32 protein-coding genes and 8 pseudogenes are annotated in these 21,182 nt (G+C 30.5%); 35 read left to right on the top strand and 5 right to left on the bottom strand.

Features of this window, described 5'->3' with window-relative positions; all coding sequences use genetic code 11:
* Positions 1-226: 226 nt before the first annotated feature.
* A complete protein-coding gene (locus PL321_RS06130) occupies positions 227-1,165 on the bottom strand; it encodes an ISL3 family transposase (protein WP_337961026.1) in 939 nt (312 codons plus the stop codon).
* Complete coding sequence (locus PL321_RS21085) at positions 1,138-1,299, bottom strand: transposase family protein (RefSeq protein ID WP_443110716.1); 162 nt, start codon at positions 1,297-1,299, stop codon at positions 1,138-1,140. Before PL321_RS21085 ends, PL321_RS06130 begins: the two co-directional genes overlap by 28 nt.
* 327 nt (positions 1,300-1,626) lie before the next feature.
* Here PL321_RS21085 and PL321_RS21080 point away from each other — a divergent pair.
* From PL321_RS21080 to rsmI, 16 genes and pseudogenes are all read left to right on the top strand, one after another.
* A pseudogene (locus PL321_RS21080) lies at positions 1,627-2,606 on the top strand (hypothetical protein).
* A gap of 14 nt (positions 2,607-2,620) precedes the next feature.
* Positions 2,621-2,788 (top strand): hypothetical protein, encoded by a 168-nt coding sequence (locus tag PL321_RS06100; RefSeq protein WP_273963869.1) that lies wholly within the window; start codon positions 2,621-2,623, stop codon positions 2,786-2,788.
* Between the two features lie 29 nt (positions 2,789-2,817).
* Positions 2,818-2,973: a hypothetical protein gene (locus PL321_RS06095; RefSeq protein WP_273963868.1), complete on the top strand. Its 156-nt coding sequence runs from the start codon at positions 2,818-2,820 to the stop codon at positions 2,971-2,973.
* Positions 2,973-3,599: pseudogene (gene tmk, locus PL321_RS06090) on the top strand (dTMP kinase). Before PL321_RS06095 ends, tmk begins: the two are co-directional and overlap by 1 nt.
* Positions 3,600-3,601: 2 nt before the next feature.
* Positions 3,602-3,931: a cyclic-di-AMP receptor gene (locus PL321_RS06085; protein WP_273963867.1), complete on the top strand. Its 330-nt coding sequence runs from the start codon at positions 3,602-3,604 to the stop codon at positions 3,929-3,931.
* An 8-nt stretch (positions 3,932-3,939) separates the two neighbouring features.
* Complete coding sequence (locus tag PL321_RS06080) at positions 3,940-4,125, top strand: hypothetical protein (protein ID WP_273963866.1); 186 nt, start codon at positions 3,940-3,942, stop codon at positions 4,123-4,125.
* Positions 4,116-4,657, top strand: a pseudogene (locus PL321_RS06075) (DNA polymerase III subunit). The gene PL321_RS06080 and the pseudogene PL321_RS06075 overlap by 10 nt, the downstream one beginning before the upstream one ends.
* Before the next feature lie 26 nt (positions 4,658-4,683).
* Positions 4,684-4,902 (top strand): DNA polymerase III subunit delta' C-terminal domain-containing protein, encoded by a 219-nt coding sequence (locus PL321_RS06070; RefSeq protein ID WP_273963865.1) that lies wholly within the window; start codon positions 4,684-4,686, stop codon positions 4,900-4,902.
* A 1-nt stretch (position 4,903) separates the two neighbouring features.
* Positions 4,904-5,812 (top strand): PSP1 domain-containing protein, encoded by a 909-nt coding sequence (locus PL321_RS06065; protein ID WP_273963864.1) that lies wholly within the window; start codon positions 4,904-4,906, stop codon positions 5,810-5,812.
* Between the two features lie 83 nt (positions 5,813-5,895).
* Entirely contained in the window at positions 5,896-6,066 is a 171-nt protein-coding gene (locus PL321_RS06060; protein ID WP_018660104.1) for a DUF362 domain-containing protein, read from the top strand.
* Positions 6,067-6,447: 381 nt separating this feature from the next.
* Complete coding sequence (locus PL321_RS06055) at positions 6,448-6,738, top strand: cytochrome c biogenesis CcdA family protein (RefSeq protein WP_273963862.1); 291 nt, start codon at positions 6,448-6,450, stop codon at positions 6,736-6,738.
* Positions 6,739-6,776: 38 nt separating this feature from the next.
* Positions 6,777-7,130, top strand: a complete 354-nt coding sequence (locus PL321_RS06050) for a cytochrome c biogenesis protein CcdA (protein WP_337960973.1) — start codon at positions 6,777-6,779, stop codon at positions 7,128-7,130.
* Between the two features lies 1 nt (position 7,131).
* Entirely contained in the window at positions 7,132-7,269 is a 138-nt protein-coding gene (locus PL321_RS06045; RefSeq protein WP_273963861.1) for a hypothetical protein, read from the top strand.
* A pseudogene (locus PL321_RS19705) lies at positions 7,248-7,663 on the top strand (TlpA family protein disulfide reductase). The gene PL321_RS06045 and the pseudogene PL321_RS19705 overlap by 22 nt, the downstream one beginning before the upstream one ends.
* An 11-nt stretch (positions 7,664-7,674) precedes the next feature.
* Positions 7,675-8,405, top strand: a pseudogene (locus PL321_RS06030) (tRNA1(Val) (adenine(37)-N6)-methyltransferase).
* Positions 8,406-8,407: 2 nt separating this feature from the next.
* Positions 8,408-9,244: pseudogene (gene rsmI, locus PL321_RS06025) on the top strand (16S rRNA (cytidine(1402)-2'-O)-methyltransferase).
* Positions 9,245-9,314: 70 nt separating this feature from the next.
* Here rsmI and PL321_RS06020 read toward each other — a convergent pair.
* Positions 9,315-9,557, bottom strand: coding sequence for an AbrB/MazE/SpoVT family DNA-binding domain-containing protein (locus PL321_RS06020; RefSeq protein WP_273963858.1), 243 nt, complete (start codon positions 9,555-9,557; stop codon positions 9,315-9,317).
* Positions 9,558-9,762: 205 nt separating this feature from the next.
* Here PL321_RS06020 and PL321_RS06015 point away from each other — a divergent pair, with 205 nt between their 5' ends.
* From PL321_RS06015 to PL321_RS05985, 8 genes and pseudogenes are all read left to right on the top strand, one after another.
* Positions 9,763-10,137: a hypothetical protein gene (locus tag PL321_RS06015; RefSeq protein WP_273963857.1), complete on the top strand. Its 375-nt coding sequence runs from the start codon at positions 9,763-9,765 to the stop codon at positions 10,135-10,137.
* Positions 10,119-10,385, top strand: coding sequence for a DNA double-strand break repair nuclease NurA (locus PL321_RS06010; protein WP_273963856.1), 267 nt, complete (start codon positions 10,119-10,121; stop codon positions 10,383-10,385). Before PL321_RS06015 ends, PL321_RS06010 begins: the two co-directional genes overlap by 19 nt.
* Before the next feature lie 328 nt (positions 10,386-10,713).
* Positions 10,714-11,877: a helicase HerA domain-containing protein gene (locus tag PL321_RS06005; protein ID WP_273963855.1), complete on the top strand. Its 1,164-nt coding sequence runs from the start codon at positions 10,714-10,716 to the stop codon at positions 11,875-11,877.
* A gap of 41 nt (positions 11,878-11,918) precedes the next feature.
* Positions 11,919-12,527 carry an ATP-binding protein gene (locus tag PL321_RS06000; RefSeq protein WP_273963854.1) on the top strand — a complete coding sequence of 203 codons (609 nt, stop codon included), beginning with the start codon at positions 11,919-11,921 and terminating at the stop codon, positions 12,525-12,527.
* 32 nt (positions 12,528-12,559) lie between these two features.
* Complete coding sequence (locus PL321_RS05995) at positions 12,560-12,928, top strand: hypothetical protein (protein ID WP_273963853.1); 369 nt, start codon at positions 12,560-12,562, stop codon at positions 12,926-12,928.
* Entirely contained in the window at positions 12,925-13,314 is a 390-nt protein-coding gene (locus PL321_RS05990) for a hypothetical protein (protein ID WP_337961098.1), read from the top strand. The genes PL321_RS05995 and PL321_RS05990 overlap by 4 nt, the downstream gene beginning before the upstream one ends.
* Positions 13,311-13,490, top strand: a pseudogene (locus PL321_RS21075) (HDIG domain-containing metalloprotein); the annotation flags it as partial. The gene PL321_RS05990 and the pseudogene PL321_RS21075, both read left to right, overlap by 4 nt.
* Positions 13,491-13,493: 3 nt before the next feature.
* Complete coding sequence (locus tag PL321_RS05985; RefSeq protein ID WP_273963851.1) at positions 13,494-13,910, top strand: hypothetical protein; 417 nt, start codon at positions 13,494-13,496, stop codon at positions 13,908-13,910.
* 49 nt (positions 13,911-13,959) lie between these two features.
* On the opposite strand, the gene PL321_RS05980 is transcribed toward PL321_RS05985, so the two are convergent.
* Both PL321_RS05980 and PL321_RS05975 read right to left on the bottom strand, forming a co-directional pair.
* Entirely contained in the window at positions 13,960-14,130 is a 171-nt protein-coding gene (locus tag PL321_RS05980; protein ID WP_273963850.1) for a hypothetical protein, read from the bottom strand.
* Positions 14,131-14,216: 86 nt separating this feature from the next.
* Positions 14,217-14,429 carry a hypothetical protein gene (locus tag PL321_RS05975; protein WP_273963849.1) on the bottom strand — a complete coding sequence of 71 codons (213 nt, stop codon included), beginning with the start codon at positions 14,427-14,429 and terminating at the stop codon, positions 14,217-14,219.
* A 178-nt stretch (positions 14,430-14,607) separates the two neighbouring features.
* On the opposite strand from PL321_RS05975, the gene PL321_RS05970 reads away from it, so the two are divergent.
* The 11 genes and pseudogenes from PL321_RS05970 to PL321_RS05910 all read left to right on the top strand — a co-directional run bounded on the left by PL321_RS05970 (position 14,608) and on the right by PL321_RS05910 (position 21,153).
* A complete protein-coding gene (locus tag PL321_RS05970; protein ID WP_273963848.1) occupies positions 14,608-15,186 on the top strand; it encodes a nucleoside recognition domain-containing protein in 579 nt (192 codons plus the stop codon).
* Entirely contained in the window at positions 15,183-15,695 is a 513-nt protein-coding gene (locus PL321_RS05965) for a spore maturation protein (RefSeq protein WP_273963847.1), read from the top strand. Before PL321_RS05970 ends, PL321_RS05965 begins: the two co-directional genes overlap by 4 nt.
* 138 nt (positions 15,696-15,833) lie before the next feature.
* Positions 15,834-17,112: pseudogene (locus tag PL321_RS21070) on the top strand (MATE family efflux transporter).
* Between the two features lie 331 nt (positions 17,113-17,443).
* Positions 17,444-17,599: a hypothetical protein gene (locus PL321_RS05945; protein WP_273963843.1), complete on the top strand. Its 156-nt coding sequence runs from the start codon at positions 17,444-17,446 to the stop codon at positions 17,597-17,599.
* A gap of 121 nt (positions 17,600-17,720) precedes the next feature.
* Complete coding sequence (locus PL321_RS05940; RefSeq protein WP_273963842.1) at positions 17,721-18,176, top strand: hypothetical protein; 456 nt, start codon at positions 17,721-17,723, stop codon at positions 18,174-18,176.
* A 55-nt stretch (positions 18,177-18,231) separates the two neighbouring features.
* Positions 18,232-18,831, top strand: coding sequence for a hypothetical protein (locus tag PL321_RS05935; protein WP_273963840.1), 600 nt, complete (start codon positions 18,232-18,234; stop codon positions 18,829-18,831).
* A gap of 2 nt (positions 18,832-18,833) precedes the next feature.
* Positions 18,834-18,983 carry a hypothetical protein gene (locus PL321_RS05930; RefSeq protein ID WP_273963839.1) on the top strand — a complete coding sequence of 50 codons (150 nt, stop codon included), beginning with the start codon at positions 18,834-18,836 and terminating at the stop codon, positions 18,981-18,983.
* Positions 18,984-18,991: 8 nt separating this feature from the next.
* The gene (locus PL321_RS05925; protein WP_273963838.1) at positions 18,992-19,669 is read left to right on the top strand and encodes a GGDEF domain-containing protein; all 678 of its coding nucleotides are present in this window, start codon (positions 18,992-18,994) and stop codon (positions 19,667-19,669) included.
* A 79-nt stretch (positions 19,670-19,748) separates the two neighbouring features.
* Entirely contained in the window at positions 19,749-20,132 is a 384-nt protein-coding gene (locus tag PL321_RS05920; RefSeq protein WP_273963837.1) for an RDD family protein, read from the top strand.
* Between the two features lie 569 nt (positions 20,133-20,701).
* Positions 20,702-20,857 (top strand): hypothetical protein, encoded by a 156-nt coding sequence (locus PL321_RS05915; RefSeq protein ID WP_273963836.1) that lies wholly within the window; start codon positions 20,702-20,704, stop codon positions 20,855-20,857.
* Positions 20,858-20,880: 23 nt separating this feature from the next.
* Positions 20,881-21,153 carry a hypothetical protein gene (locus PL321_RS05910; RefSeq protein ID WP_273963835.1) on the top strand — a complete coding sequence of 91 codons (273 nt, stop codon included), beginning with the start codon at positions 20,881-20,883 and terminating at the stop codon, positions 21,151-21,153.
* The last annotated feature ends 29 nt before the right edge of the window (positions 21,154-21,182 follow it).

Here is a 21,182-nt window from a genome sequence, read left to right as displayed (position 1 = left end):
TTAATAAATTATGTAACAGTATAGCTTTATTATATTTTTATATTTTTGTTATAATATATGGCTCTTTGTCAATAGTTGGGGCGGGCATTAGATTAGAATGCCTGTCCTTTCTTATTTGATAATGATTTTAGCAAGATAGATAGGATGAGGGGAGTTTACCCTTAAAAAATTGCACGACAAAAAGACCAACGATAGTTGGATTTCCTAAAATACAATATTTAACAGATTATTTATTACAACAATGAAGAATTCTATTCCTGAATCTATCAAAATTTCTATAGCCGAAGGCTATTCTTTTAATAACTTTGATTTTATTATTAAATCCTTCTATACAAGCATTTGTATAAGGAATATCAAAAGAATTACAAATCTCATTAAAATATCTGATATAGGTATTTGCACATCTTTTCAATTCATTGATACCACTATTTTGTGCAAGTTTAATCCAATCTTTTAAGAGGACACGAGCTTCGTTAGAAGAAGGTGAAGCATCAATAATACTCAATAACTTTTCCTTTAAAGTGTGGGCAATTGCTAATTCACTATTATAAGAAAACATAACTTGTAAAGCTAACTTTGAATCTGTATCAAGTAAGCCATATCTTTTTAAAATAAGCTTTTTACTTCTTTTAAAGTATTTTCTTAATTTAATTGATAGTTCTCTTTGGATACGTTTTCTTACCGCTTCTACTGCCCATATGACTTGTCTAATATAGTGAAATTTATCTATAACAATTACAGCATTTTTGAAATAAGTTTTAGCTAAATCAATATAGGGTTGCCACATATCACAAATAAAGTGTGTAACGCTATCGCGATTTTTAATTTTTCTAAAATAATCTATAAGAATATGCTCTTTTCTATCTTTAATAATGTCTAGTATTTTATGATTAACAGGATCGACTATTGCACAATGATATTTAGAACCACCAGAGTTACCTTTAAATTCATCTATAGATATTATTTTAGGTAAATTAGTAGGAGAAGAGTAAGATACATTATCAAAAATACGTTTTATAGTATCGATAGATAGATTAGTTTTTCTAGCAACTGATGTCATACTATATTCATTAGATAATTCATAAATTACAAACATAGCTAATCTATTAGTTATTCTATGATAACGAGGTAAAAATTCTATATGTTCATAAAATTTTTGCCGCAGGCATTACAACGATATCTACGTTTTTTAAGAATGATAAAAGTATGTTTAAAGAATAAGGGTATGTCTTTAATACGCTGAATTCTATAATCGTGAACTCTTGTAACTTTGGAATTACAATTAGGGCAAGTACAAATTTTTTCTTAGTTTCTAAGTATATCTCAATGTACGTGTCATTATGAATAATCTTTTTATAATAACATCTTTAAAACCTAATAAATTTTTGATAGAATTATTAGTGTGCACTTGATGGATGCCTCCTTTCAGGTAAGGTTTTTGTTTGGTTATTTTAATTTTACCAGGTGTCTAATCAGGTGCACATATTTTTTGTAAAAAATATGCTGGGTCTACGCCCCAACATTTATTATAGAACCTAATATATATAATAACTTAAAGGAGGAATTAGATTGTCTTTAATAGATGAATTGCTCAAATATAAAGATGAAGTTGATATTAGATTTCATATGCCTGGGCATAAAGGACACACTTTAAAGTTTAACGAGCTTGAAAGACTAAGGGAAAACCTGTTTTCAATAGATGTAACTGAAGTTGAAGGAACTGACAATCTTCACGTACCAACTGGAATAATAAAGGATGCACAAAAAGAGCTTCTTTATTTTATGGAGCAAAATACAGCTTTTTTCTTGTTAATGGTTCAACAGCAGGAATATACAGTATGATTTTAGGACTTTTAAATCCAAAGGAAAAAATAATAGTTCAAAGAAATTGCCACAGGTCAGTGTATTCTGCCTGTATGCTTGGGGATTTAGAAATTGTTTATGTAAATCCTGTTATAGATGAAGAATTTGATATACCCGTATCATTAGATGTTGGAAAGTAATAGATGTAATGGAAAAAATAAAGATGCAAAGGCATTGGTTCTTACATATCCAACCTACTATGGAACGTGCTTTGATTTAGAAAAAGTTATAAAGGAGGCAAAAAGAGAAACATTTATGTTCTTATAGATTCTGCCCACGGGGCACATTTTAAATGTTCAAGTTATTTACCAAAGGATGCAATTGAGCTTGGTGCTGATGCTGTAGTATACAGCCTCCATAAAACAACTCCAGCACTGACACAATGTTCAATCTTGAATGTAAACTTAGATAATGTTGATGGTATAAAGTTTATGCTAAGTATATTTCAAACTACAAGTCCATCATACCTTTTAATGTCCTCCATAGATGCAGCAATAGGTATAATGAATACAAATGGTAGAGAGCTCATTGAGAAGACTATATCTAATGCAAATAGATTAAGAAATAGACTTAACTTAATAGGTTATAGGACATTAGGAATTGACAGAATAGGAAAATATAAAATAAGTGATATAGACCCAACACGAGTAGTTATCTCATCTAACATAGGTGGGCATAATCTAAATGATATATTAAGAAAAAATATAAAATTCAAGTCGAAATGTCAGATGATAATAATATAGTTTTAATAGGGAGTATGTTTGATTGTGAGGATTATTATGAATATCTATATACTGCATTAATAGATATTAAAAATAAATATATTCAAGGTCAAAATAAAACTTCATCTTATCTAAAAACAGATTATAAAGTTCGAATGAATATGAGGAAGGCTTATTACAGTAAAAGGAGAGAATTCCTTTAAAGGATGCAGGAGGACGAATTAGTGCAGAGATGCTTGTTCCATATCCTCCAGGTGTTCCGATTCTTATGCCTGGTGAGGAAATAACAGATGATATTATGGACTTTGTAGAACAAAACAGAGGAAAAATAACCTTTAACGGAATAAGTGATAAAGATGCAGAGTATATTTATGTAATTAAGGAGTGATGTTTTTGAAGGGAATATTTTTAACATTTGAAGGGCCAGATGGAGCAGGTAAAACAACACAAATCAATCTTCTTAAGGAATATTTAATTTCAAAAGGATATGATGTGGTTTTAACAAGAGAACCAGGGGTACTCAATTGGAGAGAAGATTAGAAATGTAATACTTGATGTAGAAAATAAAGAGATGGATGATATATGTGAAGCACTTTTATATTCGGCCTCAAGGGCACAGCTTGTAAAGGAGATTATACTTCCAAACATTCAAAGGGAAAGGTAGTTATATGTGATAGATTTGTTGAGTCATCAATAGTTTATCAAGGCTATGCACGTGGAATAGGTGAGGATAAAATAGAAGCAATAAACAATATAGCCACAAGAGGATTAGTTCCTGATGCAGTGTTTTTACTTATGTTAACTCCTGAGGAGGGAATAAAAAGAAAGAAAAACTCAGGTAAGCTTGATAGGTTAGAAATGGAAAAAATAGAGTTTCACAAAAAGGTATATGAGGGGTATAATAGACTAAAGGATAAAAGAAAAAATATATATGAAATCGATGCTACTTTAGACATTGACTTTATACATAATAAAATAATAGGGATAGTTGAGAATTTATTAAAGGAGGAATAATAATGAAACTTGTAATTGCTATTGTCCACGATGAGGACTCATTTGAACTTATAGAGGAATTGACAGACAATGGGTATAAGGTAACTAAGCTTGCAACAACAGGAGGATTTTTAAAGGCAGGAAATACAACATTGCTTATTGGAGTTGAAAAGGAAAAGGTAGATAGTGTATTATCTATAATACAGGATGTTTGTAAGACAAGAAAAGGAGCAGTTTCTATGCCATCGCCTATTGCGAGCTCAACAGGTGTATTTGTACCAACTCCTGTGGAAGTTACAATAGGAGGGGCGACAGTTTTTGTTTTAGATATTGAAAGATTTGAAAGGATATAATGGAGTGATTGTATGATAAATGTTGTGGGGCAGGATGCTCAAATAGAGCTTTTTTAAAAACAGCAGATAAAGGCAGACTTGCCCATTCATTTATAATAACAGGTCCTGATGGTGTGGGCAAAAGCATATTTGCAAGATTTATGGCATCATATATTTTGTGCATAGGTGAAAAAAGCCTTGTGGTGTGTGTTTAAATTGTACAAGGGTAAAAAATAAAACTCATCCAGATGTAATAGAGATTTCACCTAAGAACAGCATAGGAGTAGATGATATTAGAAATCTTAATGAAAAAATAAATACAAAGCCCTATGAGGGAGATAAAAGGTTGTAATAATTAAGGGGGCAGATTCAATAACCCTTCAGGGACAAAATGCCTTTTTAAAAACTTTAGAGGAACCTCCCCTTGATACAACAATTATTATGTTGGCAGAAAACATTAATTTAATACTCGACACTATAAAATCAAGATGTCAAATATATAAATTAAATAGAATAAAGACCAATAAGGTTAAGGAATATTTAATGGGCATAAATATAGAAGAAAGTAAGGCGGAGCTCTATGCTAATTTAAGTGATGGAATAATAGGAAATGCTCTTAAGATGCTTGATACCAGATATCAAATTTTAAGGGATGAAACAATCAATGTGTTTTCAAGGATGGCTCAATTCAATAGCTTAGATTTTTTAAAGATTGAGGATTTTTTACAGAGAATAAAGCAAATATAGATGTAGTATTTGACACAATAATAACTTTGCTTAGGGATATATCTGTATTTAAAGATACACTAAGAGAAGAATACTGCTTAAATATAGATAAAATAGATGTTATAAGAGACTTAAGCAGTGTGTTTTCCTTCAACAGACTAAATAAATTTCTTGAACTGTTTTTAAATGCTAAGGGAAACATAGATAAAAATGCTAATTTTCAAATGGCTATAACGGTGCTACTTTTAGATTTACAGGAGGTTTAATATGGTTACTGTAGTTGGCATAAGATTTAAAAGGGCAGGTAAGATTTATTACTTTGACCCAGATGGACTTGATATAAATAAAGGTGATTATGCAATTGTTGAAACAGCAAGAGGAATAGAATTTGGAGAGGTTGTAATTGGCAAAAAGGATGTAACAGAGGATGAAATAGTCGCACCTTTAAAGAAGGTAATTAGAGTTGCAACAGAGGAGGATAAATTAAAAAATCTTCAAAATAAAGCAAAGGAAGAGGACGCTTTTCAAATATGCCTAAAGAAGATACAGGAACACGGACTTCCAATGAAGTTAATAGATGTAGAATATACCTTTGACAACAACAAGGTTATATTCTACTTTGTTGCAGATGGAAGAATAGACTTTAGAGAACTTGTAAAGGATTTAGCGGCAATATTTAGAACAAGAATAGAACTTAGACAGATAGGTGTAAGAGATGAATCAAAGATGGTGGGAGGCCTTGGCCCTTGTGGACGTCCTATGTGCTGTGCAACCTTTTTAGGGGAGTTTGAACCAGTTTCAATTAAAATGGCAAAGGAACAAAATCTCTCTTTAAATCCCTCAAAAATATCTGGAGTGTGTGGAAGACTAATGTGTTGTCTAAACTATGAGCAGGAGACCTATGAAGGTATTAGAAAAATAACTCCTGTTGTTGGTTCGATAGTAAAAACTCCTGATGGAGAAGGGGAAGTTATAGAAAACAGCATAGTAAGAGAAAGTGTGAAGGTTAAACTAAAAACTCCAGAGGATATTGAAATTAAAACATATTCTGTACATAATGTTGAACTTATTGAAGGAGAATATGAACATAGAGAAATATCCGAGGATGAAATCAAGTCTGAAATTGAAGAATTAGAGGAATCTGATGTAGATATTAACAGCCTTTTAGAGGAATAATGGCTATAATTTGCCTAAGTAATACTTTTCAGATTAAAAAAACGTGGTAAAATAACTTTAGAAGTTTTCAGGAGGTGAAACTTATGGCATACAAGATTACTGACGCTTGTGTAAACTGTGGAGCTTGTGCATCAGAATGCCCAGTTAACTGCATAAGCCAAGGAGATTCAATCTACGTTATTGACGCAGATGCTTGCATTGACTGCGGAAACTGTGCTAATGTTTGCCCAGTAGGAGCTCCAGTTCAAGAATAATCTACATAGTAAAAAGGCCTATAGGGCCTTTTTATATTTATAGGTTTTTGTGAATAGGGGCGGGTATTCGATTAGAAGAATGCCTGTCCTTTCTTATTTGAGAAGAATTTTAGTAAGATAAATATGATAGGTGGAGTTTACTCTTCTACAACCTCATCCTTAAGGACTGTTTGGCGAACTATTGATTTTTAAAACTCTAAAGAGAAAAATTAATAAAGCCTTAACATATCTAACAAAATTCTTTGAGGTATATTTTAAAACATCTGTAATTCTTAATATGTATAGATGGAGTATTTATAATAAAAGTACTATAGATTTAAAAATATAAATATGATAATATATAAGTATACATTACAAGGGTATATAGAGTTTATGTAGGAGGTGTTTTATGGAAAAACTATCAACAATATTGGTATTTACGCAAGGAGTTTTATCCTTTCTTTCTCCCTGTTTTTACCTTTAATACCTATCTATTTAGGATATATAACAGGTGAGGCGGCAAATAAGAAAAATACTATTGTTAATACTATAGTCTTTATGATGGGGTTTACCCTAATGTTTACTGGTCTTGGTGCATTGTCAGGAAGTATAGGAAGATTTTTATTAATAAACAGGCAGCTTTTAAACAAAATTTTAGGTGTGTTTATAATTTTTATGGGACTTTTTACTTAGGTATAATTAATATAGATATTTTAAATAGAGAAGTTAAAATGGATTTTGAAATTAAAAAGGGCAGTATTGTATCTTCCTTCTTACTTGGAGTAAGTTTAGCATTGGGATGGACACCTTGTATCAGCCCAATATTATCGAGTGTTTTGATGCTGGCAGCCAGCAGAAAGTCAAGTTTAATTGGAGCCTATTATTTATTAGTATATTCAATGGGGCTTTTGATACCATTTTTGATTTTTTCAATGTTTATAAACAAATCTAAAACTTTTTCAAAATTCATAATGCAAAAATCAAATATAATTAAAATACTTGCTGGGGTAATATTAATATTAACTGGTATTTTGCTCTTTACAGGTAAACTATATATTTTAACAAATCTTTTAGGAGGTTATTGATATGAAGAAAATAATTTCGGTTGTTCTTGTTATGAGCATATTATTTTTATCTGGATGTTCTATAAATTCTAAGTCTCAAAAAATACAGCAGATACAAATCAAAATGGGGAAAATGTTGTGGCAAAGGATAATGCTATAGATTTTACATTAAAGAATATAGATGGTGAAGAGATAAAGCTGTCAAACTATAAGGGGAAAATAATCATACTAAACTTTTTGCAACTTGGTGTCCTCCTTGTAAGGCTGAATTTCCAGGGTTTATTCAATTGGTGGATGAATATAAGAATGATAGTAATGTAGCTTTTATATTTGTAAACATAGGAGAAGATAAAAAAACTGTTGAAAAGTTTTTAAACGAGAGAAACTATAATATAAAGCCTCTTTTAGATGAAAAGGCTGAAGTAGCAGGATTATACCGTGTGACAGGAATTCCTACAACTGTTATAATAGATAAAGAGTTCAATATTGAAACTATACACGTAGGATTTATGGAAAAGAGGGATTTAAGAAATTATATTGACGCACTAAAATAGAAGGAGGACATATGCTAAAAAACGGCGAAAGATTGGATGATTTAGAGTTAAAGGGACTTAAGATAATACAAAACCCAAGCTATTTTTGTTTTGGAATTGATGCAGTTCTTTTATCTTCCTATGCAGTAGTTAGAAAAAAGGATAGGGTAGTTGATTTAGGAACGGGAACAGGTATAATACCTCTTCTTATTTATGGAAAATACGAACCAAAAGAGGTTGTTGGAGTAGAAATACAAAAGGATGTTGCAGATATGGCAAGAAGAAGTATTGAGCTAAATGGATTAAGTGATAGAATTACTATATTTGAAGGAGATATAAAGGACTGCTATAATCATATTGGAATTAACCAATACGATGTTGTTGTTTCAAATCCACCTTATAAAAAAGGACAATCTGGCATATTAAATATGTCTGATACAAAGGCAATATCAAGGCACGAAATTTTAATAAATATAGATGAACTTTGTTTTTCAGCCTCAAGACTTTTAAAGGGTGGAGGACGTTTTTATATGATACACAGACCGGAGAGGTTAAAGGATATAATTCTTGCCCTAAACAGCAATAAATTTACTCCAAAAAGGATTAGGTTTGTTCATCCTAAGGTTAATAAAGCTCCAAATATGGTTTTAATCGAAGCTGTTAAATGTGGAGGAGATTTTTAAAGATAGAAGAACCACTTTATGTATACAATGAGGATGGAACATACACACAAGAAATTTTAAAGATTTACGGAAGGTGTTAGATATGGCTGGGACACTTTATTTAGTTTCAACGCCAATAGGCAATTTAGATGATATAACATTCAGAGCAATAAATACGCTAAAGGAAGTTGATTTTATAGCGGCTGAGGATACAAGACAAACCTTAAAGCTGTTAAATCACTTTGAGATTAAAAATCCCTTGTGAGTTATCACGAACATAACAAATATGAAATGGGACCTAAAATAATAAATAGGTTAATGGAGGGTGAAAGTGTAGCACTTGTAACGGATGCTGGAACACCTGGTATTTCAGACCCCGGTGAGGATTTGGTTAAACTTGCTATTGAAAACCACATAGACATAGTACACGTTCCAGGTGCTTCTGCCTTTTTATATGCTCTTGTTGTTTCAGGTCTTTCGACAAGAAGGTTTGTATTTGAAGGTTTTTAGAAAGAGAAGGTAAACAAAGAAAAGAAAGACTTGAGGCATTAAAGAATGAAACACGAACAATAATTTTCTATGAAGCACCCCATAGGCTTGTAAAAACCTTAGCTGACCTCTACGAATATTTTGGAGACAGAAAAATATCAATATGTAGAGAGCTTACAAAAAGGTACGAAGAGATACAAAGATGCAACTTATCTGAAGCAATAGAGATTTATAAACAAAAAGAGCCAAAGGGAGAATATGTATTAGTGTTAGAAGGTAAAAGTAAAGAGGAAATTGAAGAAGAAAAGAGGCAGGAATTTAGTGAAATAGATATTAGTGAACACATACAAAGATACATAGATGAAGGAATGAGCAAAAAGGATGCAATAAAAAGGTTGCAAAGGAGAGAGGCCTTAAGAAATCAGAGGTCTATAAATACACAATAGAATAAAAGTGCCACCCAGGTGAAAGTGAATAGAACCAAATACTGTAAAACACATTCACTTGGGTGGCTAACTTTATTATTCAGCCTTTATTTCTGATAAGCAGTTTTTGCAGATATTCTTTCCCTTAAAATTAACAACATCTCTTGCATCTCCGCAGAATATGCAAGCTGGTTGATATTTCTTAAGGATTATCATTTCTCCGTCAACATAAATTTCAAGAGCATCCTTTTCAGCTATGTCAAGTGTTCTTCTAAGTTCGATTGGAATAACTACTCTACCAAGTTCGTCTACTCTTCTAACTACTCCTGTGGACTTCATATGTACTACCTCCTTCAACAATCTTCGACATTTCTTAATTAGATAATAACAAAGTTACCATTAAAAGTCAATAACTTTAACTTAAATTTTCTAATAAATTTAATAAAATAATTTAATTAACAATTAGGTAAGCTCTTACCTATATTTTGTCCCTTATTTCAAATATTATGAATTTAGTGTAGAATAATTTACGAGGTGAAATAAAATGTTAGAGGAATTAAAGGAAAAACTACAAAAACTAAATTCAATTTTATGCAGTAAAAATAATGAATTAAATAGAAAAAGTATAAGAGAATACTTGATAAATAACGATATTGTAGGTATAAAAGAAGCAGTAAAACTAAATGAACAGCAAATAAGGGAAATAACTGATGATAAAGGTATAGTTTCTGTAGATGGGAGCATAAACAATTATGGCGGATTGTATCCCCACTATGTTTCCTTGATTAGAGCAGTTGCTCTTGGTACAAAGGGATTTAAGGCAGAAAGAGAAGACATTTATACACCTTTATTAGAGGATGATATGACTCAGGAGGAGGATGCAATAAAAGAAGAGCAACGATGTCTAAAATGGAAATAGAGGTGGCAATGAGGGCTGTAGAAGAATGTAATTCTAAAATAATATTTATGGATGGTTCGCTATTACATTATAAAATTGATTGCCCTAATGAGTGGGATAGTTTAAAAGATGCTGCTTTATCTAAAAATAAAGTAATAGTCGGAATAACAGAAGAAGTAAAAACAAAGGATATAGGTGAGATACTTAAAAATGATGGACAACTTAATGAGGAGGTTTTATACGATAGGGAAATTCTTTTAATATGTTAAGTATAGGAGAGTATTTATATTTAAAAAAGAAATAAAAACAAGAAAAACGGAAAGTGGAATAAAAAGCTTTTATGCAAGATTTTCAGATGATCCACAGGTTATAGGAATTGATTTTTAAAGGAGCAGGAGACCTTATCAAAAGATATATTAAGTATTGTATATTCACTAACCTTTAGTAAATCTAGGGAATTCCATACTTTATTGATTTAGTTGATATTGAAACAAAAATTACAGATGAAAAGCTAAAGGCCTTAATAGATGGATATTTAGATAGGCAAGTGATTGAAGTATACTTTAATCCAAAAAGAAATAAGAGGGGGTATTAATTGTGCAGGTTGTTGGAATTACTAATCAGCAGGAAGTATTTGTTGTTTCAGATAAAGTACCATTTAAAATAAATCAAATACTTGTTATAAATGACGAAAGACAGGGACTCTTAAGGGCAGAAGTTGTAGAGACAAGTGCCTATAACAGGTTTATTCCTCTTGACATAAATGGGGATTTTGTGGATAAAAGTGTGATTTCATCATTGAAGGCATTAGGCTACAGTATAGATGATAACACGCTTTATATAGCAAAGGTAAGACTTATGGTGGAGGCTGAATATCCGATACAGGTAGGTTCTGAAGTTAGAGTACCAAACTTTGATGAGGTTAAGGATCTGCTTTTAAAGTCAAAACTTGAATCGGGGCTTGTTCTTGGTATAATAAAAAGTTCTGAAGAACTATATGAAACAATGGATGAGGAGCTTAAGGATAAATTTTTATTGTTTCAGGATGGTAGGATAATAGAGCAAAACGGAGTTCCCTTTATATTCGATATTGCATCAATGCAACAATATCCGCATATTGGTATATTTGGAGGTTCGGGTTCTGGTAAATCCTTTGGGCTTAGAGTTATATTAGAGGAACTTATGAAGAAAAACATACCCACAGTTGTGCTTGACCCTCATTTTGAAATGAATTTTAAGGAAAATCAAAAGGATGTTGATGCTAAATATCAATATGACTTTAAAGATAGATTTGAATGCTTAGAGATAGGAAAGGCGGTAGGGGTAAAGTTTGACAACTTAACTACGCGAGATTTGATAAACTTGATTGGTGCAGCCTCTGCAGGTACCTTGACGGATTCTATGACTAATGTAATTGAACAGGTTCATAAAAATAGAGATACGTACTTTTCCTTTGAAAGAAGATTGTCTTTGTTAAAGGAAGCCTTTGAAATAGGAAGTGAAAAGAAAATACAGGATAGAAAGGCAAAATGTGATGATGATATGGATGCAAGTAGGTTTGATGAAATGCTTGAGGTATATAGGGAGTTTGGAAGTTTACCACCTCAGTCAGTAAATGGAGTATTATGGAGATTACAAAGGTTATATAAGGATGGTATCTTTACAAATGATATAACAAGGGTTGAGAAATGCTTAAAGGAAGGAAAACTCGCAGTTGTACAAGGCCCTATTAAGCTTTTGAACGTTTTTCAACTTACTTGATTTCAAATATATATCACAAAAGAAGGGAATATAGAGATTGGGTGCAAAGAGGTGAACAAAAGGACTTTTTCCCTCCCTTTATAATAGCCTTTGATGAGAGTCACAATTTTGCACCAAAGGGTTATGATACTCCTTCAAAATCTATAATTAAGGAAATTGCACAGGAAGGAAGAAAGTATGGAGTGTTTTTAATTCTTGCAACACAACGTCCAACACTTCTTGATGAAACAGTTACAGCACAGTTAAACACAAAACTTGTGTTTAGAACTGTAAGGGCATCGGATATTGCAACTATTAAAGAAGAGACTGACATAACAAATGAAGAGGCAAAAAGATTACCTTATCTAAGAAGTGGAGATGTTTTTATTTCCTCTGCACTGTTTGGAAGAACAGTCCCAGTTAGAATAAGACTCTCCCATACAACCACCAGTCATACTCAAAATCCATTTGACGAACTTCTTAGTTTTAGAGACAAGAAATATGAAGAAGTATACCAAGAAATTGAAAAATATTTACCAATTTATTCAACTGACTATTTAAACATATTATCTAAGGTAAATAGGGAAAAAATAAAGGATATAGAGGATTTAAAGTTTTATTTAGATGAATTAACCAAAAGAGGTTTTATAACAAAAACAGTGCATTTTTAGGAGAATACTATGACAGAAAGTAGGAGATGATTATGATGTATTTAGATGTAATAAAGCAGTACTGTAGGGAAAGATGTATTCCTATATATCTTGTTGGTGGTGCTGTAAGGGATTTATTAATAAATAGAGACCTTCAGGACTATGATTTTGCATCCTCCTGCTATAGAGAGGTTGCAGAATATTTTAGTGAAAGAATAGAGGGTAAACTGATAAAGCTACACGATGATGTTTATAGGGTAGTTGTAGATGGTTTGGTATTTGATTTTTCAAATTTTAAGGGAGATAATATAGAAGAAGATTTAAAAAATAGAGACTTTACCATAAATGCTATAGCCTATGATTTAGTCAAAGAGGAATATATAGACGTACTTGGAGGTATTCAAGATATTAAAAAAGAATAATAAAACACACCTCTGAAAATATAATAAAGGACGATGCTTTAAGAATTTTAAGGGCATATAGATTAAAGGGAGAACTTGATTTTAATATAGATGATGATACTATAAGATTATTTAAAAGAGATGTAGAATATATAGAAGATATAAAGGGTGAAAGAATAGTTGATGAGTTATTTAAAATACTGAGGTTTAAAAACAGCTACGAGTATTTACAGATGTTAGATGATATAGGAGTTATTGAAAAAATATTTCCTATTATGAAGGAAATGAAAAAGATAGGTAAATGTAAATATCATCTTGTTGATGCTTATACCCACTCAACTCTTGCCTTTAAGTTTTTGAAGACAGATATCAAGAACTTTATAACACTAAATGGGGGAATAAAATAAAAGAGTATCTTGAGGAAAATATAGGTACTTCTAAAAGATTAGAAGTTTTAAAACTTGCAATTCTCCTTCACGATATCGGCAAGGTAAAGGCCTTTAAAGATATAGAAGGCAAAATAACCTTTAAGGGACACGATGTTACAGGAATAGAAGAATTCAACTCAATACTTAGTAGATTACCTATGTCAAATGCAAAGTCAGTACTAATTAAGTCTGTTATAAAGGGGCATATGAGGATACTTGGTCTTTTTAAACAGGGTGCAAGTGAAAAGGCACTTTATAAGTTAATAAAGGATTTTAGTTTAAATTTACCCTGCGTATTAATAGCATCCCTGTATGACGTACTTGCCACAAGGAGTCTACTTGATGAAAATGGTGAAAGCGATAAGTATTTTGAATTTGTGTTATCTCTAATAGATAGATATTATGAGTATATGAATAAGAAAAATAGTTTTATTTCTGGAGAAGATATATGCAATATACTAAATATCAAAGGCCCTAAGGTTGGTGAAATATTAGAAAAGGCAAATGAACTAATATTTAGAAATAAAATAAACTCTAAGGAAGAGGCTATTGAATTTATAAAAAGCTACAAATAAATAGGTACGCCCAGTGAAGCTATAAAACTTCATTGGGCGTATTTTACTATTATGATGCTCGTTTTATTCTTTCATAGGGCTCTTTAGATATGTTTATGGTATATTCATCCTTGCTTGTAACTATTTGGAACTCACAGTTGCAGGTGTCTGCATCTGATGACCATATATAATAATCGATTTTAATACCATCTATATTTATTGATTTTTTTAACTTAACCATACCGTATGTGGAAAACCATTTTAGAAGCGAGGAAAGATCAAGATGTTCTGCTACTTTGTATATTTCAAGTCTCTGTTTTGATATGTTTATAAGTGGGAATTTTTTATGAGTGTTCCATATCTAATCTTAAAAAGTTGAAGGTCTTCAAAGTATTCTATTTTTCTTGGATTATCCCTGTGAAATAATTCATAAACACCGCAGTAATTTCTACGAAGAACTCGCACGTCTCCTTCAGATACTTCAACGTCAATCCATTTTCCTCTCTTTAGATTTTTAACTTCCATTGGTTTTAAAATCATTTACACCACCCCCATAAATTTTTGAGGTTTCTAATTATATATTAACATAGCCTATGTAAATGGTGGTTAATGTTATGTTAATTTTAAGATAAGTCAAAATTTTTGTCAATAAAAATAAATACTAATTTTGTTAAGATTCGTATATATTTTTAAGGAGAATAATTTGTAGGAGAAGAAAATGGTTAATATTATATGGTTCTTAATGATTTTATTAGGTATATTAGTCAGTTTTATCAGCACACCAATTGATTTCACCAATATAATTGCACAATCAGCAGAAAGCTCTGTTAAGCTGTGTATAAGCCTTTTAGGTATTATGGCTATATGGTCGGGCATTATGAAGCTTTGTGAAAAATCAGGACTTATAGAATTATTTTATGCGGCACTTAGACTTCCTATGAAGATTCTTTTTCCACATTTAGAGTCTAAAAATAAAAGGGCACTTTACTATATAGTAATGAATTTGGCAAGCAATATGCTGGGCCTTTCTAATGCAGCAACTCCCTTTGGAATTAAAGCTATGGAGGAATTACAGAAAATAAACAATAAAAAGGATACTGCATCAGACTATATGATTAAATTCATTATTATAAACAGTGCGTGTATACAACTAATTCCTGCAACGGTAATATCAATAAGAGCTAACTTAGGTTCTTCTTCTCCATCAAGTATAATAGGGCCTACAATAGCAGTAAGCATTTTAACTTTATTTATAGCATTAGTGCTTGAATTAATCTTTAGAAGGTGGTTTAAATGATTTCAATATATTTTGTTCCTGCCTTTATTTTGTTTGTGCTTGTTTATTCAATAATTAAGGGAGTTAAAGTATATGAGGTTTTTGTAGATGGTGCAAAGGAAGGATTTAAAACAGTTTTTAACATAGCACCATATCTATTAACAATGATATTTGCAATAGATGTATTTAGGCGTTCAGGTGCACTGGATTTACTCATTAAGTTTTTAGCCCCCTTAAATAATCTTCTTAATATACCATCAGGTGTTGTTCCTATGATTTTAATAAAACCTTTATCTGGAAGTGGAGCTATATCGGTTATGACAGATATAATGAAGACCTATGGAGTAGATTCAACAGAGGGTCTTATTGCCGCTCTTATAATGGGCTCAAGTGAGACAATCTTCTATACAATTTCTTTGTATTTTGGGAGTGTTGGAGTTAAGAAAATAAGGCACGCCTTAATAGTTGCACTAATTGCACATATATTAAGCTGTATTATTGTTTGTAATTTTATATGGATATTTCGGTAGACAGAACTAATTCTTTATATTCAATATTACATTAGCTTAATATTTTGATATATAATATAAACGTACAAAGGAGGAGATAGAGTGAGGGATTTGACAAAGGGAAATGAAATTAAGCAGATAATATATTTTGCAATACCTATGCTTTTAGGAAACCTTCTTCAAACCCTATATAATACTGTAGACAGTATATGGGTTGGTAAAGGTGTTGGTGAAAAGGGGCTTGCAGCAGTAACAGTAAGTTTTCCTATTTTATTTATGCTCATATCACTGATTATGGGGATAACTATGGGAAGCAGTATTATTATTTCCCAATACTTTGGAGCAAAGGATTATGAAAATGTAAAAAATCAATAAGTACAACTTTATATTTTTTATTAATATCATCAGTAGTTGTTACGGTTTTAGGAGTTTTAGTTTCAAAACCTGTATTAATATTAATAAATACACCAAATGAGATTTTAAATGAGGCAAACAAATACCTGATAATTATGTTCTTAGGTATGGTTTTTATGTTTGGATATAATGGAGTTGCAGCTATTTTAAGAGGTATGGGAGATTCAAAGACTCCACTATATTTTTTAATGATTGCAACAGTTATAAACATAATACTCGACCCAATATTTATTTTTGTATTTAAACTTGGAGTTGTAGGGGCAGCTGTTGCAACAGTTATAGCCCAGGCTGTATCCTTTATATTTAGTATAAAATACATAAACAAAAATCACGAGCTTTTTGAAATTAAATTAGATACTATAAAATTAGATAAAGATATATTAAAGAAAATAGTTAAAATAGGTATACCAATGGGAATACAGCAGACTTTAGTTTCACTTGCTATGGTGTTTTTAAATTCAATAATAAATGTTTTTGGAGTAGATGCAATGGCCGCTTTTGGTGCAGCTGGAAGAATAGATTCCTTTATGTCTATGCCAATTATGAGTTTAAGTGCCGCGGTATCCTCCTTTACTGGCCAAAATTTAGGTGCAAATAAGAAGGATAGAGTTATAAAGGGTTTTAGAGGAACACTTTTAATAGGAGTTTTGCTTTCAATTATAATTGCAGCCCTTGCAATAATATTTGCAAGACCTCTTATAGGCGTTTTTAATTCTAAAAAGAAGTGGTTGCCTTTGGAATAGGTTATTTAAAAATAGTTGGTATGTTTTATTTTACTTTTGCCTTTATGTTTATAGTATCTGGTGTCGTAAGAGGTGCAGGGGATACAATGGTTCCTATGATAACAAGCCTAATTGCACTTTGGGGAGTTAGAGTACCTCTTGCACAAATTCTTTCAAAGAATGTAGGAATTGAAGGAGTATGGTGGTCAATTGGAATCGGATGGGTTGTAGGAAGTAGCCTAAACTATATTTATTATAAAACAGGTAGATGGGAGAGGAAGGTAGTAGTAAGAAAATCTTAATAATATCATTGGGCTCATAAATGTTTTATTCATTTATGAGCCTATGTTTTGCCTTTAAAATTTAAAATCATATTTTAAAATTTTACGACAACTTTAATGTTTTTTGACAAGAAATTGATATAATATAAATAAACACAGGTAATACAAGGAGTTTTGTATATGAAAAAAAGCATAAGGTTTTTGTAATCGTATTAATTATGATTTCATCTTTAGTACCTCTGTTAACTTTTTCATTTTTATTTTTAGTAATACATTTAAATTCTTCATATCAAATGATAAGAAGAATATACAATCTGTACTCGAAAAGGAAAGAAAATATATCCAAAGGTTTGTGGAGGTTAATATTAAGGATGTTAAATTAGTTGCTACTTCAGACGATGTAAAGACATTAAAGAGGGAAGAAATAATTGATGTTTTCAAGAGGGTAATGGATGTAAGAAATGATTTTGAAAAGATGAAATTCATAAAAAAAGTGGTGAAGTTTTAGAGGTTCATAGAGAGGGTAGAATAAGAGAATACAAAAGTCACAGCTTGATTATTTTGATAAATATGCATTATCTAATGGAGATATTGCCTTTTACACAAACGAAGAGGACAACAAAGATTATTTGTGTTTTGCATCAAACTTTTTAATAGGTCAAGAAGTATATGCAACTTGTATTGCATATATGCCAACGGATACAGTGGATTTTTTCACTAACAATTTAAATTTAGATGCAATTGCAGAAATATATATAAAGGACAGCAGAGATAAGTTTTTGATAAAGAAGGCAGACAAAATTTTTAATGACGATGCAGATATAATGTTACCAATAGAACACTCTGATTGGACTTTGGTTGCTAATATAAACAATCAATATTTTAAAGATATACTCTACAAAAATATACTTTTGAAAATTATCGTGTTTTTGATCTTCATAATTATATCCATAATACCAATTGCAAACTATATAGCAAACCAAGTACAAGAAGCAATTAAGGAAATATTAGATTCAGTAGAAAATAATAAGATAATAGAGGGCAAAAACATATTTTTTATAAAGTTTATGAGTTTAGTAGATTGAAGAATCAAATTAACAAGTTTTTGGATATATTAACAAAGGTTAAGGGTGGGTTAAAATGTTTAAGAAATTAAAGGTAGTTATAACGATGTTCTTATTAGCTATTTCATTACTTCCGCTAATTATGTTCTCATCTACTTTTCTTTTATCAATAACCAATACTTTTACTGATAATGACGAAAAAAATTTAAAGGAGATATTAAATAGAAACAAGAGATATCTTGAAACTTTTGTTGAAATGAATATAAATGATATGAGGTTACTTGCAAATTCTGATAATTTAAAGACCTATCAAAAGGAAGAGATACAGGGCCTTTTAAGAAGATTTTTATCTACAAGAGAAGAATATACAAAGCTTAAATATATAGATAAAAATGGTTGGATGATAGAAGTTACAAAAAGTTATTCTCTGTATAAGGAATATCAAAACCTGAATTTTAAGGAAAGTCTATTATTTGACAAAGGCAGTTTTTGTACATTAATTGAAGAAGATGGGGTAGATTATGTATGCTTTTCAGCTCCCTTTAGGGAAGAAGAAAGGTATGGAGTAGTTGTTGGATATATTGATTCAAAGAAGTTTGATTATGTTTTAGAGGATTTTAATTTAGTAGGTTTAGGAAATATTATTATACAAGACAGCTTTGGCAAAAATTATTAAATATGTCAAAACAGGAAGAAAAATATAGGGAAGACTTGAGAGAAACAATAAAGAACACAGATTTTAATATGATTGTTACAATAGATAGACAGGATATAAGAAATGAGTTTTTAAATGACTTATTTAAAAGGTTGCCCTCTACTTCTTTTTAACAGTTGTTATGGCAATAGTATTTGCTTATATAATATCTGAATCCATAAATAAATATATAAATAGGGTAATAGTTAGTATAACAACTTTAACAAGAATAAAAAGTGCAGACAGTATGCTTGATAATATAGAAGAAGTCGAAGTGTTTAAAAACAGATTCAATGAAATAATTGAAAGATTAAATAACGATAAAATCGATTTAAATGATAAAGTTAATATGGATTCTTTGACTGGTCTATATAACAAAAGATTTTTAACAGAACAACTTTCATCTAAGCTTGAAGAGGATAACGTTGACACATATTTTATGATGGCAGATATAGACTACTTTAAAAGGATAAATGACACATACGGACATCTGGTTGGAGATAAAGTTTTAAGAGCATTATCAAATATCTTAAAACAGAACATTAGAGAAGGAGACTATGCTATAAGATTTGGAGGAGAAGAATTTTTATTAGTTATTACAGGTGTAGGTAAAAGAGATGTATTAAATATAGCTGAAAGAATAAGAAAAAGGGTAGAGTCCTTTGTATATCAAGAGGATAATTTTAATATAAAGTTTACCATAAGCATAGGTGTGACAAAATACAAAAACAATATAGATTATTCAATAGATTTAGCAGATGAAGCCCTATATAATGCTAAAAATTCTGGTAGAAATAGAGTGATTTATAAAGAGGCTTAAAAAATAAAGAAGCGGGGAAAATAAGTATGAGGTGTTAGTATGGAAAAGATTTTACTTATTGTTTCCCGCTCTGCTGCTTTTGATTGATTGGAGTGTATTTCTTTTAGTTTATTTGGTATTTTCACAACTTGGTGTACTTTCATACCTATTAGCCCTAATTGTTTTGTTTATATATAGAGTATTTACTCAAGCTAAATACGGTAAAACCTTAGGTATGATGCTTTTAAAAATAAAACTTTCTAAGTATTCCTTTAAAATTGCTTTAAAGAGAGAAATATTTAGATTGGCATCTTGTGTTTTTTACATAGGATATATCTATGCATTGTTTGATAAAAGGCTTAGAACCTTTCACGATATATCCTCAGGAACCTATGTGGACTATGTGGATAAAAATACAGAAGATGCTGGTACTAATAAGATAATACTTTATATTACATATGTTTTATTAATATTTTCTTTTTAAAAGGTACATCGAGATTTTTGTTAGATGAAGTAGGGCAATTTGGATTAAAAAATATGTTGTTTCTGATGAATATTTTCAAAGTTTTGAAGGAGATAATCTTTTAAGTTTATCTCAAGAGGAGTTGTATCTTAAAACTGTAGGAAGAAGATACACAGCTATAATTGATGAAGCAGGAAAAAGGTAATATACAGAATATCAAACAAGCTAAAATATACTGAAGTATATAGGCTAAACAAAAATGGAAATGAGCTTATAGGGAGTTTAAATTTAAAGTTGACTTTCCCATACAATTTATAGAAAGTGTAAATTATAAAAATGAAAGTAGTTTTTGTGCAGTAACACCAAAGGGAGAAATTGTTATATTTTCAAACTGGGGGACATTAAGGCAAGAAGTAGTATAAAAATAGGGATGTTGTAAACGTAAAGACAGGGGATTTAGATAAGGATGGATTAGATGAAATATTAATTTTAAATAGAAATGCAGATGTTGAAATATATAAATTAGATAAGGGCCAATTAAATTTAATGTTTTTGGTAAAATAGGAGAGGATATTATACCATCTGCCTTTATGATAGAGGATGGAATAATTATTTTATCTAAGGGTGAAAATAAAACAAATATATATAAATATGAATTTAAAGATGGTAAGTTTGTATATAAATATAAAAGACAAATCAAAAAAGAGACATTACAAATATTTTTAAATTTGATGGAGGATATTTAATAAACAATGTTGGAAGGAATAATATGATGTTTAAGGTAGGAAATATTCAAGTCTTTGAAGTTTTAAATAATAATTTTAGAATTAAATATAATTTTGGGAAAAGACCTGCAAGAAGGTATTCCTATATGGTTAGAATAGTTGAGGAAGTATGTGATATAGATGGAGATGGAAGGGATGAAATTGTCGTAAAATCAATAGGAAAAGATGACGTGATGGGACATTCTTACAGAATTGAGGTTTATAAACAAAATAAATATTTATTAATGATAAACAGAATACTGTCTTTGTGGTCTTGACAAAAACTATCAAATTTTGTACATTAGAC

Origin of the sequence: Caloramator sp. mosi_1, from assembly GCF_028622835.1 — a bacterium.
In the GTDB taxonomy this organism is placed as follows: domain Bacteria; phylum Bacillota; class Clostridia; order Clostridiales; family Caloramatoraceae; genus Thermobrachium.
The sequence above is the reverse complement of the archived record's forward strand: the minus strand, read 5'-3'. Positions and strand labels throughout refer to the sequence as shown.